The sequence below is a fragment of the Gottfriedia acidiceleris genome (genome assembly GCF_036421055.1).
GTDB lineage: Bacteria > Bacillota > Bacilli > Bacillales > Bacillaceae_G > Gottfriedia > Gottfriedia acidiceleris_C.
In genome coordinates, this window is record NZ_JAZGQS010000012.1 from 68,627 (window position 1) to 90,258 (window position 21,632).

A 21,632-nucleotide genomic window follows, 5' to 3' on the forward strand; every position below is an offset into this window, starting at 1 on the left:
TTAATCGCCCCCTATTAACTCCTTCACCTTTATGAGATTAAAGTATTGTTGAACTTTTGTTAATTCAACTGACCCAGTCCGCTCTGAGGCAGCATTGGATATCCCGCAAGCACATGACCACTTTAAACTATCTACGATAGAAAAGCCTTTCGAATGAGCAAAGGCAAAGCCTGCAAGCATGCTATCTCCAGATCCAACTTGGTGCACATCTGTCAATGTTGGAATAACTGCCTGCAATGTAACATTTTCGCTAATTAAAAGAGCACCTTCTTTTCCTAAAGAAAGTAAAACGTATTGTGTACCCTTATGGCATATTTCCCGGGCGTGCCAGATCATATCATCTATAGATAACTGGTTTAACCCAATTAACTTGCAAAATTCTTCTCTGTTCGGCTTAATTAAAAAAGGCTTTCCCTTTACTCCATGGGCTAGTGATTCTCCACTTGAATCTAAAAGAAAATACTTCCCTTTTTGTTTTGTTTTTTCTATTAGGTCTCTATAAAAATCAGAGTTGATTCCATGTGGCAAGCTGCCAGAACCGACAATATAGTTGTTCGATTCTAGAATGATATCAAAATTTTTCAAAAATTCTTCTCTTTCATTCTCCAATATCTCTGGGCCTTGTTCAAGAATTTCTGTATGACCTTGTTTAGATTCAATTGCTAAACAAAATCTTGTCTCTCCTTTTATTTCTATAAATCGATTAATAATATTGTCATCTTGGAGCTGACTAGCTATCCATTCACCACTTTTTCCACCTAAAAATCCGGTACAAGTAACATTAGCTCCTAACTGAGATAATACACGAGAAACATTAAGTCCTTTTCCACCAGCTGTTTTATCTATAGCTGTAACACGATTAACTCCATCTAAATGAAAGATGGGAAGATTATAACGAATATCAATAGCCGGGTTTAATGTAATTGTTGCAATCATTTTTCTAACCCCGATTCATACTACCGCACATTTTAATTTTATCAGCAACGACTAATTTCATTTCTCTTACTGCATCTTTAAAATAATATCTAGGGTCATTGGCATCTGGATGTTCATTTAAGTAACCACGTAATCCATTAGCAAAAGCTATTTTTAATTCAGTAGCAATATTTACTTTACATATTCCGTTTTTAATCGTTTTTTGAACTAATTCATCAGGTAAGCCCGAAGCTCCATGTAGAACTAGCGGAATATTAACTTCTTTTTGGATTGCACTTAAACGTTCAATATCTAATCTAGGCTCTCCTTTATATAGACCGTGGGCAGTACCAATAGCAACGGCTAATGAATCAATTCCTGTTCTAGAGACGAACTCTCTTGCTTGTGCCGGATTTGTATAAATTTGATCCTTTTCATCAACTTCTAAGTCATCCTCTACTCCACTTAATCGGCCGAGCTCTGCCTCTACTGAAACTCCAAATAAAGAAGCATAATCGACTACTTCACGAACGATTCGAATATTTTCTTCAAAGTCATGGTGAGAGGCATCAATCATGACTGAGTGAATGCCACTATCGATTAAAGCCTTAATATCCGTAACATTTTCATGGTGATCTAAATGAAAACAAATTGGAATATTATATCTTTTTTTTGCGGCCTCCATCATACCAATTAGAAATTCTTCCCCCATATAACTAACTGTACTTGGTGTAGCTGCAATCAAAACCGGTGAACGTAGTTCTTGCGCTGTTTCTAACACTACTCTCATTGTTTCTAAGTTATGAATATTAAATGCCGGAACTGCATAGCCTTTGGATTGTGCCTCTAAAAGAATCGTACTTCGTGATGTAATCAAGATAATTCTCCTCCATTCTTCGTATCATTTGTAAAAGGGTGAATCGTAACTCCTTTAACAACTCTGTTCACTACTCCTAATGGAGAAGGGTTATCTGGAGAAAAGCCTAGATTAATAGATTTATACATAGCAAAAGTTTGTGCGAATAAGATAAAAGGGAAAGTTAGAAAAATATCTTCCCTAATTTTAGGAAGATCCACAAAATAGAAAAGATCACTATATTCTTCAGCTACCTGATCCTTTAAAGATGAAATTGCCACCACTTTCCCACGATTGGTTTCTTTGTAAATCTCTTCTAAAATGTCAAGATCGTACTGTCTTGTATAAGAGTTACAAGATAAAAATACAAATACAACGGTATCCTTATCTAAAATGGACTTAGGACCGTGTCTGAAACCTAATGAGGTATCAAAAGTAGAAGGAATTGTCCCTCCTGTTAACTCCAACAATTTTAATGATGCTTCTCTTGCCAATCCTTCAAAAACCCCTGAGCCTAAATAAACAACTTTTTGAAAAGACATATTCGCCAGCTGCTTAATACTTTGTTCGCTCCCGCTAATAATTGAACGACCAGCTTGTATAAGTTCATCAACTTTCTTCTCCCACTTATGAATCTGATCAATATTGAAAAGCAGTAAAGATGAAAAAAGCATAGTCGTAAAACTACTCGTCATTGCAAATCCTTGGTCATTTGCTTCTTCTGGCATATAGATAACTAAATGATTATGATCATTTTTCTTCTTTTGAGCCAGTAGTCCATCTTGGTTACATGTAAATACGATTCCATAAAAATCATCTATAACTTCTTCTCCTAAATGAATAGCAGCTAAACTCTCTGGACTGTTTCCTGAACGAGCAAATGAAATCATGATTGTTGGAAGGTCCTTATTTAAATAAGAATATGGATTTGACACAATATTTGTCGTAGCAATACTCTCTACTACTATTTTTTTGTTGTTAACGATTTGTTTTAAATAAGGAAGAATTGTATCACCAACAAATGCAGATGTCCCCGCTCCAGTTAAAATAATTCGTAACTGATCGTATTTATTTTCAACGCTCTTCAAAAATGTAAGAATTCGGTCTCTATTAGATAAAAGAATATCTTTTGTTTCGTTCCATAATCTAGGTTGCTGGGCTATTTCTTTTGCTGTATGGCTCGCGCCAACATTCATTCTTTCATTTTCACTCGATTTTAATAGCTCCATATTTATTTCCTCCTATTTGAACTGTTAGTGTCATCATTACCAGTAAGGTTGAATAGATACTTCTGTATCTATTATTAGTGCGACATAACCTTGAACACTGGTTTTCATACTAATTGCAAGCTAGCTAATGACGCGGTCTGAAGTGTCTATTTTAACTCTACTGTATACGTAAATTTATCCCCTCTTGCAATAGAAATTGTATACTCAATTACTTTGCTTTGATCATAAGTTACCCGTTTAAGCATTAGACATGGTGCACCCTCGATTATGTTTAACATTTCAGACTCCACTTTATTTGCACTAACGGCCATAAAGCTTTCTAAAGCGCTAGAAATATTTACATTATATTGAGTTCTGAAGACCTCATACATCGGCGTATGTTGCAATTCTTCACTCGAAAGATTTTTAAAATCCTTTACGGGTACATAGGAGGTTTCGTATAACATCGGTTCCTGATCTGCAAGTCTTAACCGAACGATCTTAAATACTTCGTCTTCTACCGGTATATCCATGACCTTTGCTACTTTACTGTCACAATTGATTTTTTCAAAAGAAACGACTATTGTTGTTGGGATTTTCCCTGCTTTTTTCATTTCTTCTGTAAAACTATAAAATTTTACAAGACTTTGGTTATACGTTCTTTCTGAAACATATGTCCCCTTGCCATGTACTTTATATATATAACCTTGTTTTTCAAGTTCTTGCATCGTCTGCCTTACCGTTGTACGGCTAACTTGATACGTGTCACATAATTCTCTTTCAGATGGTAGCTGATCGTTTTCAGCAAGTTCACCTGATTCAATTTTTTCTAACAGTATATCCATTAATTGATAATAAAGAGGAAGTCGGGAATCCTTTTCTACCATGATTAGCTCCTTTAGTGGTATCTTTGTCATAACCAGTTAAATATACATCTATTATACATAATATTGAAACAGATACCACATTATGTCGCAGCAGAATTTTCTACAATACTTTCTCTTCTGTCATTCTTAATTTTTTCTCATAGTCAGCTAAAGAAACCATTGTTCCTGAAACCCTTGATTCTTCCGCAGCATAAGCAATCATATGACTTTTAGCTGATACAATAGCTGATGTTAAACTGCCTTTGTCCTTCATCGTAACGCGTTGAATGAAGTCAGCCATAATACTTGTATCGGCTCCCATATGACCACCATCTACAGTTGATGGCTTAATTAACTCCTTCTTACCTGAAAAATAATTAATTTCAATTTCATTTTTAGCATCATTTCCAGTTATTTCACCTTTTGTTCCCATTATTTTAAAGTTACGGAATGTTTCATTTGTAAATGCCGTCATAGTAAATGCAACTGTTACGTCATTTTCAAATAATAAATTAACTACTTGATGGTCAACAACATCATTGTCACAGTGGTATACGCAACGACCATATGGTCCCTCTTGTATTGCTTTAAGTCTACTATCAAGACTGGAGCTTGCTGAAATAACATTTGCCGGCCAAACATCACGGTCATGTAAATACCATTTAGCTGCTGAATAAGGACATTCCTTTTCTACCTTACAACCATCCAAACAGCGATGCGTTGAACCTTCGGGTGCGTTTTCTTTTTTAAAGTAAGTTAAACTTCCATATGAAGATACACTCTTGCACTCTGTACCGATCAGCCAAGCAAGCATATCCATATCGTGGCAGCTTTTTTGTAAGAGCATTGAGCTCGATTCAGATGAATTACGCCAGTTACCACGTACAAAACTATGGGCTTGGTGAAAGTAACCTACATTTTCATTCCACTGAATTGATACGATATCACCGATTACTTTTCGGTCAACAACTTCTTTTAATGCTTGATAAAAAGGCGCATATCTCATAACATGACAAACTGTTAATAATGTATTATGCCTTTCTGCTGCTTCCGCTATTTGTAATGTCTCAATTGGTTCTGGAGACATCGGTTTTTCTAATAAAATACTATATCCTTTTTCAATTGCCTTCATAACGGGCTTATAGTGATTACGGTCTGGACTACAAATTAATAAGGACTCACACAGCTGTTCTTTTTCTAATAGCTCAGTCCAATCTTCAAATCTCATATTCTCAGGAATATTGTGAGCTTTTGCAAACTTTTCTCTTTTTTCTTTATTTGGTTCTGCTACAGCAATAAATTGAATTTCATGTGGGTACTGTAAGGCATATGAACCGTATGCGTAAAATCCTCTACTTCCCGCTCCTATTAAAGCTGCTTTCATAATTAGTTTCCTCCAAGCTTTGTAAGATTTTTATTTACTTCCTGTTACTGCAATTCCTTCAATAAATTGTTTTTGTAAAATCATAAATAAAATAAGCATTGGTAAAATGGCTAAAAATGATCCTGCCATTAAAACTGGATAGTTTGTTAAATATTGTCCTTGTAACGATGACAAGCCAACCGACAACGTCATTGATTCTGGTGAGCTATTAACAATCATTGGCCACATTAATTCATTCCAACTCCAAAGCGTTGTAAATATACCTAAAGCAACTAAACCTGGCTTAGCTAAAGGGAGCATGATTTTCCAATAAATTTGGAAATGATTACAGCCATCTAATCTAGCTGCTTCTTCTAATTCCTTTGGTAACCCCATAAAAAATTGTCTTAAAAGAAATGTACCAAATGCGCTAAATAATCCTGGAACGACAACCGCCTGTAAAGTGTTTAACCAGCCTAATTTCACCATGATCATATATTGTGGTAATAAAAAGACTTGCCCAGGTACCATTAAAACCGATAATGCGATTAAAAAAAGAATGTTTCTTCCTGGAAATTCTATTCTCGCAAAAGCGTATGCGGCTAATGAACATAGTAATAGTTGTCCAATCGTACGAATCACTGTAATGATTAGCGTATTAAACATAAATTTAAAGAATGGTAGTAAATCAAAAACATCTTTATAATTCACCCACTGGAAATGTTTTGGAACAATAACAGGTGGAACATGAATTGACTCAGCATAAGTTTTTAATGAAGTTAGTAACATCCATATAAAAGGGAAGACCATCGCCAAGGCGCCGACAATTAGGATTAAATGAATAAAGATTGTTTTACTTGTAATTGCTTTCTCCAATGGTTACTCCTCCTTCAATCATAATGAACCCATTTCTTTTGTAAAACCATTTGAATCGCAGTAATGATTAATATAATGATTAATAGTAAAACTGCAATTGCAGCAGCATAACCTTTGTCATTTAACACGAATGCATGTTGATAAAATAAGTACACAATTGATTGAGTATTTTCGAGTGCCGTACTGCTTTTTCCAATCATCATAAAGATTAAATCAAACACTTGGAACGCCCCAATAAAGGACATGATTGTTACGAAGAATATAACCGGAGAAAGTAACGGTAGTGTTATTTTAAAGAAGACCTTGACTGGCCCTGCACCATCTATTTCCGCTGCTTCGTAATATGATCTTGGAATCCCTTGTAGCCCTGAAAGAAAAATAACCATGTTGTAACCAAGTCCACTCCATATAGCTACTACAATAATCGAATACAGTGCAATTTTCGGATCACTTACCCATTGTGGACCTTTTATTCCAAAGATAGATAAAAGATAATTTAGGAGTCCATAATCAGAATTATATAACCATCTCCAAACCATGGCGATTGCTGCTGGCATAGTAATAACAGGTAAAAAATACAAGGTTCGATAAACAGATTTGCCCTTAATTTTTTGGTTTAAGAGAACTGCTATTAGAATCGATAAAAAAATACCAATCGGAACCGTAAAAACAATATAAATGCCTGTATTTTTAAATGACTGTAATAAGTTAGAGTCTTCTAGCATTCGTCTATAATTGTCTAATCCTGTCCATTCATATTGTCCAAATGCTCCCCATTCTGTAAAACTGAAGTAAATTGTTTGAATGATTGGCCACAGATAGAAAATAGTTAAACCAATCATTGTTGGTGCAATCATACAATACGCCCAGAAATAATCTGATCGTTTTCTTGTTTTTGATAAACTTGGTATTTTTAGTTTACTTTTTGATTTCACTTCAACTTGCAGAGGCATTTCTTTCACTGTATTCACTCCTTCTAAGGGAAATAAAGAGAAGAAGTAATTTTAGGCTTAGTAAGCTCCTTCTCTTTATTTTTTTAGTTCTTAGCTAGTGCCTCGTCTGCCTTTTTCGTTAATTCTTTTGCAGCATCTTCAACACTTTCTTCATTACTCCATGCCTTTTTCAAGATGTCTGTTTCATACTGCCAGATTTCACCTGTATTTTTCACACTTGGTAACGGAACTGAATAATCAACTCCATCAATAAAGGCTTGAAGATTTAAACTTGGAACAGCTTTTAGCCAAGCATCTTGTGTCCCATTATAAGCAGGGATTACAGTACCAGTTTTCGCATATACTTCTGCCGCTTCTTTAGAACCTAGGAATTGAACAAACTTCCAAGCAGCATCTTTATGTTTTGTGTTTGCCGCAATAACGTTTGCTAATCCATGAATGGAAACTGCACGCTGTTTTCCTTTAGGTACGACTGCTACATTTAAATCTGGATTTTTCTTATATTCTGGAACCATCCAAGGCCCATCAAACATCATTGCAATCTTTCCAGAAGAGAATAACTCTGATGGTGCTGTTTCCGTCATTTGAGCTTGTGTTGGAGACAGTCCTTCTTTTATAAAACTAATGTTATATTTAAGTGCTTCAATTGCCTCAGGTTGATCAAATCCGACTGATTTTCCATCTTCGGAAATGATATGACCACCATTTTGCCAAATGAAATCATAATATCCTCCTTGATTACCCATTAAAGCTGCAAATCCATAAATTCCCTTGTCTTTATTTGTTAGTTTCTTAGCAACTTCTTTTAACTTATTCCAATCCCAAGTATTATCTGGGTATGGTATATCTGCTTCATCAAAAATCTTCTTGTTATACCAAAGTCCAGTTGTGTCAAAGTCTTTTGGAATACCATAAAGCTTTCCGTCTACCGTATAAAGATCGACCAATGACTTAGGATAATTGTCTAGACTATAATTGTCCTTTGATGCTAAATCACTAAGTGGGACAATTACTTTACCTTCTGCGTATTGGACTATATGTGGACCATTCATCCATAAAACGTCCGGTAACGCTCCTCCTGTTGCAGCTGTTTCAAGCTTTTGGAAATACTGTGCATATGGAGTAAGCTCAGTTTTCACTTTAATATTCGGGTACTTTTCATTAAATAATTTTATAATTTCATCAACCGCGGGAACTTGCTTCTTATCCCAAAAACCGTAAGTAATTTCAACCTTTCCATCTTTTGCATCCCCTGATGTGTCACTGCTGCCACATCCAGCTAACCCTAGTAAGCCTAAAGCTAAGGTTAGTAGTAAAACAAACCACTTTTTCATCCCATTCCCCTTCTTTCTCTTAAAAGTTAAATAGCCATTTAATCCAGTAGTTGCTCTAAAAAGACATGATTTGGAATATTATGATCTAAGTACATGTTGTAATGATGTTATTACCAGTTGGTTTGAAAAGGCTTACAAAATAATTTGATTTCTATAAAAGCTTCACCCCCATTTATAACTTTCATGAAACCACTTTAGTAATGATGTCATTACCAGTTGTATGTAGTATATCACCTCTTTTTTAAATCATGAACACTTTTTTTCAATTTTTCAAAAAATTAAAATCGACATGATTCATCATTATCTTCGTTTTTTACCTATAATCCCCTATGCTATCCTAGCAAAAAGAACCTCCAATCCAATTTCAATTGAAGGTTCTTTACTTTAAAGTGCATTGAAAAAAATTAACTATACGCTAGCTCTTTTTCATTTAATCCAAGCGTTTTTGAAGTTGAAGCTTGAATTTCTTGTAAAAGTTCAGGATGTTCTTCAAGGGATAAACCAAATGAAGGAATCATCTCTCTAATCTTGGGAGCCCATTCCATCATACGTTGTGGGAAGCATTTCTCTAATACTTCAAGCATTACGTGAACAGCTGTGGAAGCACCTGGAGATGCTCCAAGTAATGCTGCAATCGAGCCATCAGCCGCACTAACTACTTCCGTACCGAATTGAAGCGTTCCTTTTCCAGCTGGAGTGTCTTTAATAACTTGTACACGTTGACCAGCAACTACGATATCCCAATCTTCACTCTTAGCATTTGGAATAAATTCTCGTAATTCTTCCATACGCTTTTCATTCGATAATAAGACTTGTTGAATTAAATATTTCGTTAAAGACATCTCTTTTACGCCTGCTGCTAACATCGTCATGACGTTATTTGGTTTTACAGAACTAATCAGATCCATATTTGAACCTGTTTTTAAGAACTTTGGTGAAAAGCCTGCAAACGGTCCAAATAATAATGACTTTTGGTTATCGATATATCTTGTATCAAGATGCGGAACAGACATTGGTGGTGCACCAACTTTAGCTTTTCCGTATACTTTTGCATGGTGCTGCTTGGTAACCTCTGGATTTTTGCAAACTAAGAATAGTCCACTTACAGGGAACCCTCCAATATGTTTTGACTCAGGGATACCAGTTTTTTGTAGTAAAGGTAGACTAGCTCCTCCGCTACCGATAAATACGAATTTTGCAATGTGGGAATCAATGTTACCAGTTCTCATATTATATACTTTTACTTCCCATGAGCCGTCACTAGTGCGCTTAATATCTTCCACAGCATGTCTATAATTTATCTCTACGCTCTTACTCTCTAAGTGCTCAAACATCATACGCGTTAATGCGCCAAAGTTTACGTCAGTTCCTGAATCTATTTTTGTTGCCGCTATTGGTTCATTAGATGTGCGTCCTTCCATGATTAGCGGGATCCATTGCTTCAGCACTTCAGCGTCTTCTGAGTATTCCATCCCTTTGAACAGAGGGTTTTTAGAAAGCGCTTCAAATCGTTTATTCAAAAATTCCACATTTTCTTCACCTTGCACTAAACTCATATGAGGAATTGGCATGATAAATTCTTGTGGATTACCAATTAAGTTGTTGTTTACAAGATATGACCAAAATTGTCTTGAAAGCTGAAACTGTTCGTTAATTTTTATCGCCTTACTAATATCAATCGATCCATCAGCTTTTTCTGATGTATAGTTAAGCTCACATAACGCAGCATGTCCCGTACCTGCATTATTCCACTCATTAGAGCTTTCTTCACCTGCTTTTTCTAATTTCTCAAATACTTTAATTTCCAATTCCGGTGCTAACTCTTTTAGTAATGATCCCAAAGTCGCACTCATGACTCCGGCACCAATTAAGATAATGTCTGTTCTAGTTTGTCTGTTGCTCATAATAACCTTCCTTTTCCCCTTTATTTGCAAAAAAGTAGGTTTTCCTGCTTAGGTGTCACAAAAAGCAAGGCACCACCTAGGAACACACCTTTTCTGTCTCAATTATATCTAATTAATAGTATAACACATTTAAACTACATTTTAATAATAGTATATCACTATTTAATTATATCGAATTAATAGTATATTTCTATTATTAATTGTCCTAAAAAAATTTTTTTCTTTATCTGATAATTATAAACTATTTAAACAATGTAAAAAAGTTAAAAATCTATCATTAATGTCCTTATTTTAGAAAAATAAAATTCTGACTCACTATTAAGTAATAAACCCTACTCTTATATAGTAAGCGCTTATTTTAACTTTGTCTCGTAAACAATATAAAATAACTCAAGAAAAGTTTTCCTTATTATTTTAAAATTATTTAATTGAACCAATATTAGTCCAAATTTGCTCAAGATTTAATTGACTTATACATAAAAAAGAGACTGCCGGGAGTGTCCCGACAGCCTCGTGCAACTCAAAATGCACCCTTTAATTTCTCATTTGAAAAAAATTTTCTAATGATTTAAGACATTTATTTTTTCTTGACAATTGTTCTTCCGATTGAGCTAGCTGAGCATTACTTTCCACTGTTTCCTTTATGTTTGAACGTTACACTGATTGTATGATTCTTTGTTATATTGGTGAACGTGTACGTATTATTTGTTAACTTTACATCTACTCCGTCTACTTTAAACGTTGCAACTTCATAACTTCCCTTATCAGGTGTAATTTTGTACGTTTGATCTGCTCCTTCATCTACAGAAAGTATACCACTCGGGCTAATTGTTCCATTACCTTCTGCTGATGCTATGATTGTATAAATGATTTTCTTGAATGTAACGTTAATCATGTGATCCTTCGTTACATTTGTAAACGTATATGAATTACCAGTAAGATTTGCATTTACACCATCAACAGTAAATGTAGCAACTTCATAGCCTTTATTCGGTGTAATCGTAAATATTTGGTCTTTTCCATGATTTACAGAAACACTACCGCTCGGACTAATTGTACCGTTGCTACCAGCTGCTGCTTTAATTGTGTGTACGATTTGTTTAAACGTCACATTAATCGTATGATCTTTCGTCACATTCGTAAACGTGTACGCATTATTTGTTAACTGTGCTTCTACACCATCTACTTTAAACGTTGCAACTTCATAACCATCGTAAGGCGTAATCGTAAACGTTTGGTTTGTTCCATAATTCGTAGCAATTCTACCGTTCGGACTAATTATTCCGTTACTTCCAGCAGTTGCCGTGATGATGTGAACGATCTGTTTGAACGTTACATCGATTGAATGATTTTTCGTAACGTTTGTAAATGTGTACTCTCCGTTTGTTACTGTTACCTCTTGTCCATCAACCTTAACGCTTCCAATCTCAAAACCGGTATTAGGCGTGATTTTATATGTTTGATTAGAACCATGTTTTACCGAAACGAAGCCTTCCGGATCAATTCTCCCATTACTGTCCGCTGTTGCCGAAATCGAGTGTGACAAATCATCACTTATGATAATCGTGAATGAAGTGTCCATATAGCCTGGTGCAGAAATTGTAAACTCATAATCACCTAAGTTATTAAATAAAGATCGATCAACAAATTTCAGTTCGTTAGCTGTAAGAGTGTACTTGCTAGAATCAATTACTTTGCCGTTTAGTGAAACAATAGGTGAAGCTGCAAGCCAATCTGAATCTTGATTGTAGCTAGTAGTGATTGGTGTATCTTCTTGAATATAAGCGATTTTCGATGCAAACACTGGTGCATTACTCTTAATTACTTGAGTAACCTTCGTGTCTGGGTAGCAATACGCCGTAAATTTAATTTCTTTATTACCTGTCGTAGTAAATGCTGTTCCAGGAAGTGTTATTGTGATATTGCTTTTATCTGATGAGATTGTCGCATCAGATTTAACTGATACTCCTTCTACTGTAATATCACCAGAAACTGACTTAGCTGCATTTGCCCATCTTATATTTTCAGTATTATTAGGTACTGTAATAATCACTGGTTTATTAACACCATTTGGCGTCAAGCTCGGTGTTGGTGCTGTTCTTTGAGCAAATGGTTGAGCGATTGTAATTGGCGTAAAGTAAGGTGATATGAACTTAACGTTCTTATTACCTGCAGTAGTATTAGACTGAGTCGCATTTCCATCAATCGTTACTGATCCTGTACCATCTTTTACAGACGTTGTGACATAAGGTTTTACTGATGTAACCGATGAGAACTGAATTGTGACATCACCGTTATCTACTGTTTGATCTGACGTTGGTGCAAGTAAAATTGAACTTCTCCATAATGGATTATCATTCCCATTAATAGAGTAAGTAACGGTATCACCGAACTGAGGTGTTCCTGTAGTTGACGAAATTGTAAGTACAGGTGCAGTTTGTGGTGTAACAGTTGCATTTACATTCACGTCAGCATAGCCCGGAGCTGAAACAACCAAGCTCCTTGAAACTGCAGCGCCACCATTTGTTCTTACTAAATCATAAGGAATCGTTAATGTTCCTGCTGTTTCATCAAGCACAGCTCTAGTTTTGATCGAATTCCCACCAAATTTAATATCACCGCTAGCCTTCATAACAGATATCCAATCAGATGCTGCTTCACCTGAGTTAAATGTCATTACAAGGTCTTTTCCTGCATAAATCGTACCTGCTGGACTTGTAAGTGTTACCCCTTGTTTGTAGAAAGGCTGATCAATAGACGCAGTTTGGTAATTTGATGCGAATATACTGATTTTTATGCTTCCTGGAGCAGTGATTAGCGCTTCATCAATCTTAATTGGTGTTCCAGGAGCACCTACTGTGATTTTATTCGCTTCAAAATCCGCTCTATTAATTGTAGTACCGCTAATTTGAATGGCTGTAATCGCATCTCTCCACGCTTGTGTATCGTTTGTAGCTCCAACTCCAATTGAAATTGGGTTTGAATTGCTATCATTAAAATAGCGATTTGCTTCAGCAGACAATGTTGGAGACGAGAACGCATTAATTTTTTGTGTGAATGAATACGAATCGTAATTGTCAGCTGAGATTGTAATCTTCCAATCTGTATTATTCGACGATGGCTTCGAGAAAACACCTGCAGGAATCGTAAAGTTAAATGTTGTTGCGTTTGCCGGCGTCAATTGGTTAAAGAGTCCTGCTAATTCAGCTCCTGTATAGTTTTTAACAACATTATTATTTGGGTCTGTTACTGTTATTGAATTAATATTTGGCTGCCAAATATCACGATAGTGCGCAGCTGTTGAGCCAGTCGTATCTGTTCGAGTGTATGTTAACGCTTTCCCAATTGTTGCAACGTTATTTGGTGATAAAAGCGAAAAGCTATTTCCTCCACCGTTTTGCATTTTAAATTTTAAAGAACGATCCATATAACCTGGAGCCTTGAATACGATTGTGTGGACTCCTGCTTTTTTGAACAATGATGGATCAAATTCATATTGCCCTTTCCCATTTAGAACTTTTCCGATAATTGAATTTGTTGAAACGCCATTATAGACATTCGTAGATGCTTTTCTGTCAACTCCATCAATCAGAATTTGTCCACCAGCTCCATCTATTGCAGCTCTCCAAGCTGTATCTTCAATTTGTGTAAGTGTGGAAGCTCCATTTACAAGGTCTGGTGTTTTGTAGCTTACAGAAAATAATTGAAACGGATTTACTTTTCCATAATATATAAAGGCGTTGCTATCACTTGTTTTAATATATGGCACTGGTTTTACAACAATGTTAAAAGCAGTAAGATCTGAACCGCTTTGTAAAGTGCCAAATCCAGTAATTGTTAATGCTTTACTTGTAGTTAAAACGATTTTTCCTTCTAAAGTTGAGGCATTTGGTGCAGTCGTATTATATTTTCCAAAATTTTTGATGATGTATTCAAAGTCGCTATAATCAATTGTACCGTCGAAGTTAAAATCGGCATTTCTTGTGTAAGTTGATGATGTGTCAACAAAGCTATTGTAAGCAGTACTTTCAGCCTCAATGTCTTTCATATCGATTACATCATCACCATTCACGTCACCTGCAAGCATGATTGCATTCGGAACAGAATAATTTCCTCCTGCTGCATAATTATATTGTCCTGCAGTATTAACAGCTAATGTACCATAGTACGTTAAATGACCTGGCATTTTCATTGTAAAGTTATATGGTTTATCTCCTGCCTGCATAGGAAGGTCCGTCGTAAACAAACCAGTCTGAATAATCCCTGGATTTGCACTTGAAGCGCTGGCTGTAGTATCTTGTGCTATTGGCAATTTAGACGTAATGCCACCTGTATTAGGATCTTCAAACTTAACTTCAACACCCGAACCATCTGCTGTTATTGGCATTGATCTACCGAATGTATTAGATGTCGGATAGTTTTGGAATCCTTCAGGTCTAATACTTCCACTAATATATGCTGATCCTTTAATGTAAAGTTTCTTATCAAGGAATGTAGGGACTCGATCCATCCCATTTTCCCCACCGTCATACGTTGTGATTTCCGGGATGTTCGCAGAACCAACAAGCCATAATGTATCGTATCCTGCATCGTTTGTCACTTTGTATTTAATGTCAAGAAGAGGCATTTCACTAGCAACACCACCACTTAAAGTGTCCGTTGTATTTAATACACCTTGGGCTTGTACATCTTTCGGAAGATTGAAATTGAAAATAAAATCTCCATTGACATCCGTATCTTGATGAATCCAAGTCTTTTCAGCTTTAATACCCTTTGTTGCTAAAAAGGATTTGTATTCTGGACTAAAATCAATATCCGCAATGTCAGCAAAAGGAAGGCTATCAATATAGAACTTCGCTCCAACAAGGTTTTTCGGATATTTAATAGATAGTGTTGATTGAAAGTTATCTCCTTTAGAGACTAATGTTTTATCAACAAGGAAGTCAGGGTCGACTCCATTTAATGTAGTTGAACCAGGTGAATCTAGGCGGGCAAATCGATTTACTACATACTCATTACCTTTTTTAACAAAATAATAAAATTGTCCTTGTGTTTCAAGATTACCCGCAAATGAATAATCTTCAGGATAAATTCTGAACTGTACCCCATAATTTTCTTTTTGTTGGTCAGCAGCAGTATTCACAAGGTCTTCTTTACTAATACCAAATTTAAATTGTCCATCACCACTAGGGGTAAGGAAGTAATTGACGTACGGTGCTGAGTTTGAATCACCTAGCATTCCGTCAATTCTACCTAAAGATTGACTTACATCCGTATCAGTATCATAGTTCGGTGGTGCAGGAACTTGCGTTTCATGCCCAACGTTTTTCATATAATCAACATTTGAATCGTAAGCTTTTCCTGAGAACCACTTTAAAGCCCCATCAGTTGTAGGACCATTTGGATCAATCTCATAAATCCCAGGTTCACTACCTTTATTCATTTGTACTGTTGGTGCAGTGTTATCAACGTAAACTGTGCTGTTTTTTTCATATAACTGACCACTAGTAGCGTCTAAAGCACGGGCCTGTATTGTGTAGCCACCTTCCCCAACTTGCTTTTGAGTTGATTGTTGTTGTGTAAGTTTAACTGATAAATTAGGATCATCCTTTGAAATAGGGTCTTTATAAGGGTAATAACTACCATTAAGTAATAACGGTGCATAAACTAAATTACCAAGAGTAAAAGCAGAAAGATTAAATGTAGCGATATATCCTAAATATTTACTTCCTGTTACATCCATAATATAAAGCTTAAATCCAAATGAGGGATCAAGTGGACTTTTAACTCGAACTTCTGCCCAAGATTGAGGTACAACAGCAAACGTATTAGGATTAAAGTTTTTATCGCCACTTAGCGTAAAAGCTTTTCTTTGGATTCTAAAATCTAGTCCTCTACTTTGAACGTTAATAGCAAGTGGCATACGGTAAGTTTCATCAGGATTAGCTGAATTAACAAAGTTAATATATGCCTCGTAATATCCACTTGCGGCTGAAGCAGGAGCAGTAAATTTTACTGTTAGATGAATTGTTCCTCCTGCTGGAACTGTAATTGACTTCAATTCAGTCTCAGGGGATGTTGCATTACTTATGCTAATTTTAGCGCCTTGTTCTACCCCATCTTTTCCATTTGTCACGAACGCATCCTTAAAGAAAGCACTCGATGTGTCAAAGGTCTTAGCAGCATTCCCGTTATTAGTAATATACAAATCTCCTGATTTCGTAACAGAACCATCTACTGATCGAGCTGTATAACCAAACGAAAATGAACCTGTTGTATTTGCTATGTTAATAATATTTGAACTTGATGAATCATCAGTTGACGAGCGTGACTGTATAAAATCCTTTACTTTAAATTGCATATCAGAATGTACTGCTTGATATGGATCGGCTTTACCAGAGCCAATTTGGAACAAACTTTTTTGTGAGTCTATAGCATCAGCCGTTTGCATCAATGCTACTTTGACATCTTCAGGTTTATAGTTCGGATGAGCTGATAGAATCAATGCTGCCATACCAGCAACATGTGGAGTAGCCATTGATGTACCTGACATTGATTGGTAAGTATAAGAATAATCTTTGTTATCTGGTTCCCATATATCATAAGGAGCTGTTGAGAAAATATCTACACCTGGGGCAACAACATCAGGTTTAATTGCTAATGAACCTGTAACAGGACCAGTAGAACTAAAACTAGCAAGTGAATTCCCTGGCATTGTGTAATTTCCAGCATTCGATACAGATATTTTCTTAATCGTACCGGCCTTAAAAGCATTATAAAATTTTGTTCCATCATTCTTACCTATTTGCAAAGTGTAAACCGTACTACCCTTAGAACCAAAATAGAATGGATAATAACCCTGATCATCAAATAGAAGATCAGGATTGTCTGATGGATTCCACACAATCATGGCCTTAGCATGTTCATTAGTCGCGTACATCATTAGTTGATCCATAGATGCAGCACCACGCTTAACAAGAACTACTTTATCTTTCACATCAATATTTTTATTACGTAGAGAATCGTACCAAGCAGGTGTGCCGTATCCAGCATCTACAATATCATACTGAGTCGATCCACTAAGCTTTGAATTCGATTCCGTGAAATCCTTTCCGATTAAACGTGTATTTGTAATCGCAAATGATTCTTCCCCTGATGTTCCATATGAATGGATGTCAAACGTTGGAACTTGGCTAGGTGCAGCAATTGCGCCGACAGTTATTGCTTTTGCTGCAGCCCCCGGAGTTCCCACTGTTCCAGCACCAGGACCAGAATTACCAGCAGCAATAACCGCAGTTACGCCAAGGTCAGAAATATTGTTAATTGCAACAGCATTTGAAGACAATGAATCATTATAATTCGCACCAAGTGATAAGTTAATTACTTTACACCCATCTTTATAAGATTGCTCAATCCCTGCCATAACTGCCTCATCTGTACCACCATGAGGACCTAATACACGGTAAGCATATAACTGAACTTCAGGAGCCACTCCTCTAACCGCATAAGGAGAACTACTTCTTGATTGGCCTGCAATTGTTCCAGCTACGTGTGTTCCATGTGATGTAATATAATTATGGTAATCCGTTGGAAAGTTTGGATCTTGTTGATCAGATGGAAGTGAATCATTTGCATTCTTTGCAGCCAACCAGTCAGAATATACTGTTTCCATCGGATCGTTGTCATTGTCTACAAAATCTTTACCGCCTTGATATTCTCCAGCAAGATCTGGATGATTATAGTCAAGACCAGTGTCAATAACGCCGACTTTTACGCCTTTTCCTGTGATGTTTTCGTTTTGTAGATCATGTATTTTTAACCAATCAAGAACTGCTGTTTCACCAGATTGTGGGCCTTCTGGACCTGGAGGTGGAATTGTCCCAGACTGTGTATTAACTGTTTTTCCTGGTACAGGAGAGCTCTCTGAAGTACTACTTGATGATTGTGTGTTAGAACGGTTTGAACGAATAGAAGGTAATACATTTGGATTTGTTTTTTGATTAGAAACCTTTCCGTCACCTGTTACGCTCGTTGGAATATCGATTGACTGAGAAGCTGGAATTGGAGCATATTTAACGTTTTGATAGACACTCTTTACATAAGGTAATGCTAATATTTCATTAAGTGAGCTTTTAGGAATTTTGACAGCTAACCCGTTAAATACTTGGGTATACTCTCTTCCTATATGGATAGTGTTAGATTGGCCTGTAGCTTTCAATTTTTTAGACTCATTGCTAATGAAGCTCTTAAAGTCACTGTGAGTTTGATTCACTTCTGTTTGAGCACTTTGAAGCGTAACAGCTGGTGCGCTTTTTTGATTAACAGAGAGCTTTCCAGATAATGCATTCTTCTGTTGATTTTGCATTTGAATTGGGGCTGGATCAACATTAAATTGTATAATTAAATCTAGTTGATCCGAAGAATTTAATAGCTTCGGGTCAAATTGAAGCTTCTCTAAATATAAATTTTGCAATTGTTGTGCATGAGTCAAGTCAAGTTTGCTATTACTGTCTAACTGAACAGTTTGACTATTACTTGCGGATGTTCCTCCTGTCATGGCAAAAGCCTGAGCTGTGTAGCCTAGCAGTGTTGAACATGCTAGAAACGTTGACATGACCATCTTTTTCATTTTGCGATCGCTCATACCTTTCTCATTTCCCTTCTTTAATGTTATATAGAGCAACAGCCCTATTACCCCCTAACCATTTCCTCCTTCGATGACAGAATTTTAATATTTTTAAAAATTTTACAACAATTAAGTCGCCATTCTTCATTATAAGTTGAGTTAAAGGAGCAGTAAATTGGGGAATTTTAGCGTAAGATGCAGAAAAAAATTTGTCATATTTTGTTAAAATATTGGCGTAATCTTTCCTTTTTCATTGTTTTACATGAGTATTTTATTGGAATGGATTTGGGGGAATTTACAACTTGTCATTCTACAAATTTTGATGGTTTCAATTTTTTTGTATAAATTAGTAATTCTTAATCTACATTCTCAAGTAGAGAATATAAAAAAGACCTCTCATTTTTTGAGAAGCCTTAAACTATTATTTTTTGGAATTCAATTTTAAGTGATACTCTATTTTTTAACCTCTTTCACAAAAACTTAATGCGATTAAAGAAGGGTATGGGAAAATAAAAGCAGGCGATTTCCAACACCATATAGAGCGCAAAAACATAGAGTTTATCTTGAGGATGATTTATTTTAATGGCTAAATCTAATATAAATAGCATCACAGAAGGTTTGAAAACAGCTGTTGATCGGCAAGGTCGATAATATTTACAAATAAATTAAATTTTTCAGAAAACATTTGTGGTATTGTGGAAATAGGCAAGGGAAATATAATACATATTCAAATCATTCATGGTGTGTTTTGTGAGAATACGCATTAGTTGATTGCCAAAATTGAGTTCACGAAAAATATATAAGGAGGTGTTTAAACGTTATCTAGAGGTACATGCATGTAAACATTCTTACTCTAGAATAGGTATTAAGTTTTTTCCCTATTAAAAGAATACTTTCTTACACTTCTCGTACAAATTATCATATTGGCCCATTTTCTCTATAAACAGAATCCAGGGTAACCACAAGAATCCTCAACAAGAACTCCATCTTTAGGACACCCTACTATCTTATTTTTTAACCTCAACCCTTCAAGATCAATGTATCTACTTCTTATTCTCGGGTTGTTTCAACTACACTATCAAAACTCAGTAGGAGGTTTTTATTCTATGTTGGAAAGTCGATCGGTACAAAGTACAAACTTATCTAAAAAAATCAAGAAAAATTTAAAGAGAAAGACATACTTCCTCGTTTGTTCGAGCTTAGTTCTTTTTAGTAGTGCTTTAGGTAATTTATTTGCGAAACCTGTACAGGCCGCTACGGGATCTCATGTTGTTATTAGCGAGGTTTATGGTGGCGGAGGTAATAGCGGTTCTTCCTACAAAAATGATTATATTGAACTTTACAACCCTACTGATTCTAGTGTTAGCTTGTCTGGATGGTCCGTCCAATATGCTTCTTCAACAGGTACATTCAGCAACATTACAAATTTAACGGGCAGCATTGGGCCACATCAGTACTATTTAATTAAACAAGCAAGTGGTGGTGGAGGAACTGTTGATCTACCAAATGCTGATGTTACAGGTACAATAAACTTAAGTGCGAGTAGCGGAAAAGTTGCACTAGCAAAAGTTACTACAGCGGTACCAGGTTCGACGAATTCAAATGTGGTAGATTTTGTTGGTTTCGGCTCTGCAAATGATTCGGAAACTACTCCTATAGGTACTCTTTCCGCTACAACAAGTTTAGAACGTAAAGACAACAACGGTGGAACTGTCCAAGGTCAAGGGAACGGTTGGGACACAAATAATAATGCGATTGACTTTGTCATTACAAGCAACCTATTTCCACAAAACTCGTCTTCTACAGCTGAGCCTTCATCACAAACTGATACTGGTACTGATACTGGCACTGGTACTGATAATGACAATATAGGGTTAGGAAACCCAAGTGGTGCAACAAGTAATACATCTAATTCCAATAATTATCTAATGGTTAAACCACAATATGATTTATCCTACAATAATAGCAAACACGAGCCTAACTGGGTTAGCTGGCATGTCGGTTCATCCGATCTTGGAAGTACAGCTCGTCAGGATGATTTCCGCGCTGATACGACTTTACCGTCGGGTTGGTATCAAGTGACTGCTAGTGAATTTTCAGGAAGTGGCTTTGATCGAGGTCACATGTGTCCGTCTGCTGACCGTACATCTACTGTTGCCAACAATTCGGCAACTTTTCTAATGAGCAATATGATTCCTCAAGCTCCAAATAACAATGAGGTTACTTGGGCAAATTTAGAGGAATATAGCCGTTCACTTGTATCAGCTGGAAATGAATTATATGTAATATCCGGAGGCTATGGATCTGGTGGCACTGGTTCTAATGGGTATAAGACAACTGTTGGAAATGGTGTTGTCGTACCAGCAAAAACATGGAAAGTAATCGTTGTATTACCTAATGGGAATAATGATTTAAGTCGAGTTACCGCTTCTACGAGAGTAATAGCTGTAGTGTTACCAAATGATCAAACAACTTCTAGCCATCCTTGGAGTTACTATAGGGTAAGTGTAGATTCAATTGAATCTTTGACTGGTTATGATTTCCTATCTTCAGTGCCTGCTAACGTTCAAAGTACCATTGAAGCTAGTGTTGACAATGGTCCTACAAATTAATATAAGTAAGATATTTAAATAAATTGAATAAGGGAACGTGTACAAAAATCTTTTTGTAACACATTCCCTTCCCTATCTTATATCTCCCCTATTTATAAAAGAGCTCATCGTACCTATTC

At 36.1% G+C, this 21,632-nt stretch carries 11 protein-coding genes; 1 reads left to right on the top strand and 10 read right to left on the bottom strand.

All coding sequences use genetic code 11. The features are described 5' to 3' along the window. The 10 genes from RAH41_RS17640 to RAH41_RS17685 form a co-directional block, all read right to left on the bottom strand. Window positions 1–936, bottom strand: coding sequence for a 1-phosphofructokinase family hexose kinase (locus RAH41_RS17640; RefSeq protein ID WP_331224342.1), 936 nt, complete (start codon window positions 934–936; stop codon window positions 1–3). 4 nt (window positions 937–940) lie between these two features. After that, window positions 941–1,792 (bottom strand): tagatose-bisphosphate aldolase subunit GatY, encoded by an 852-nt coding sequence (gene gatY / locus RAH41_RS17645; RefSeq protein WP_331224343.1) that lies wholly within the window; start codon window positions 1,790–1,792, stop codon window positions 941–943. Continuing rightward, a complete protein-coding gene (locus RAH41_RS17650) occupies window positions 1,789–3,000 on the bottom strand; it encodes an SIS domain-containing protein (protein ID WP_331224344.1) in 1,212 nt (403 codons plus the stop codon). Before RAH41_RS17650 ends, gatY begins: the two co-directional genes overlap by 4 nt. Window positions 3,001–3,146: 146 nt before the next feature. Beyond that, window positions 3,147–3,866, bottom strand: coding sequence for a GntR family transcriptional regulator (locus RAH41_RS17655; protein ID WP_331224346.1), 720 nt, complete (start codon window positions 3,864–3,866; stop codon window positions 3,147–3,149). 100 nt (window positions 3,867–3,966) lie between these two features. Continuing rightward, window positions 3,967–5,232, bottom strand: a complete 1,266-nt coding sequence (locus RAH41_RS17660; protein ID WP_331224401.1) for a Gfo/Idh/MocA family oxidoreductase — start codon at window positions 5,230–5,232, stop codon at window positions 3,967–3,969. Between the two features lie 27 nt (window positions 5,233–5,259). Then, the gene (locus RAH41_RS17665; RefSeq protein ID WP_098231300.1) at window positions 5,260–6,018 is read right to left on the bottom strand and encodes a carbohydrate ABC transporter permease; all 759 of its coding nucleotides are present in this window, start codon (window positions 6,016–6,018) and stop codon (window positions 5,260–5,262) included. Window positions 6,019–6,098: 80 nt separating this feature from the next. Next, window positions 6,099–7,037 carry a sugar ABC transporter permease gene (locus tag RAH41_RS17670; RefSeq protein WP_331224403.1) on the bottom strand — a complete coding sequence of 313 codons (939 nt, stop codon included), beginning with the start codon at window positions 7,035–7,037 and terminating at the stop codon, window positions 6,099–6,101. Between the two features lie 83 nt (window positions 7,038–7,120). Then, window positions 7,121–8,371, bottom strand: a complete 1,251-nt coding sequence (locus RAH41_RS17675; protein ID WP_331224348.1) for a sugar ABC transporter substrate-binding protein — start codon at window positions 8,369–8,371, stop codon at window positions 7,121–7,123. 404 nt (window positions 8,372–8,775) lie between these two features. Beyond that, window positions 8,776–10,275: a malate:quinone oxidoreductase gene (locus tag RAH41_RS17680; RefSeq protein ID WP_331224349.1), complete on the bottom strand. Its 1,500-nt coding sequence runs from the start codon at window positions 10,273–10,275 to the stop codon at window positions 8,776–8,778. A gap of 622 nt (window positions 10,276–10,897) precedes the next feature. Continuing rightward, a complete protein-coding gene (locus RAH41_RS17685; RefSeq protein WP_331224350.1) occupies window positions 10,898–18,919 on the bottom strand; it encodes a S8 family serine peptidase in 8,022 nt (2,673 codons plus the stop codon). Window positions 18,920–20,007: 1,088 nt separating this feature from the next. On the opposite strand from RAH41_RS17685, the gene RAH41_RS17690 reads away from it, so the two are divergent. After that, a complete protein-coding gene (locus RAH41_RS17690) occupies window positions 20,008–21,513 on the top strand; it encodes a DNA/RNA non-specific endonuclease (RefSeq protein WP_331224351.1) in 1,506 nt (501 codons plus the stop codon). Window positions 21,514–21,632 lie beyond the last annotated feature (119 nt).

Bases quoted from the DNA above. Each gene is read 5' to 3' on its own strand.
- RAH41_RS17640 (WP_331224342.1), bottom strand. From the start codon at position 936: ATGATTGCAACAATTACATTAAACCCGGCTATTGATATTCGTTATAAT.
- RAH41_RS17675 (WP_331224348.1), bottom strand. From the start codon at position 8,371: ATGAAAAAGTGGTTTGTTTTACTACTAACCTTAGCTTTAGGCTTACTA.
- RAH41_RS17665 (WP_098231300.1), bottom strand. From the start codon at position 6,018: ATGGTCTTCCCTTTTATATGGATGTTACTAACTTCATTAAAAACTTAT.
- RAH41_RS17670 (WP_331224403.1), bottom strand. From the start codon at position 7,037: ATGCCTCTGCAAGTTGAAGTGAAATCAAAAAGTAAACTAAAAATACCA.
- RAH41_RS17690 (WP_331224351.1), top strand. From the start codon at position 20,008: ATGTTGGAAAGTCGATCGGTACAAAGTACAAACTTATCTAAAAAAATC.
- RAH41_RS17655 (WP_331224346.1), bottom strand. From the start codon at position 3,866: ATGGTAGAAAAGGATTCCCGACTTCCTCTTTATTATCAATTAATGGAT.
- RAH41_RS17685 (WP_331224350.1), bottom strand. From the start codon at position 18,919: ATGAGCGATCGCAAAATGAAAAAGATGGTCATGTCAACGTTTCTAGCA.
- RAH41_RS17680 (WP_331224349.1), bottom strand. From the start codon at position 10,275: ATGAGCAACAGACAAACTAGAACAGACATTATCTTAATTGGTGCCGGA.
- RAH41_RS17650 (WP_331224344.1), bottom strand. From the start codon at position 3,000: ATGGAGCTATTAAAATCGAGTGAAAATGAAAGAATGAATGTTGGCGCG.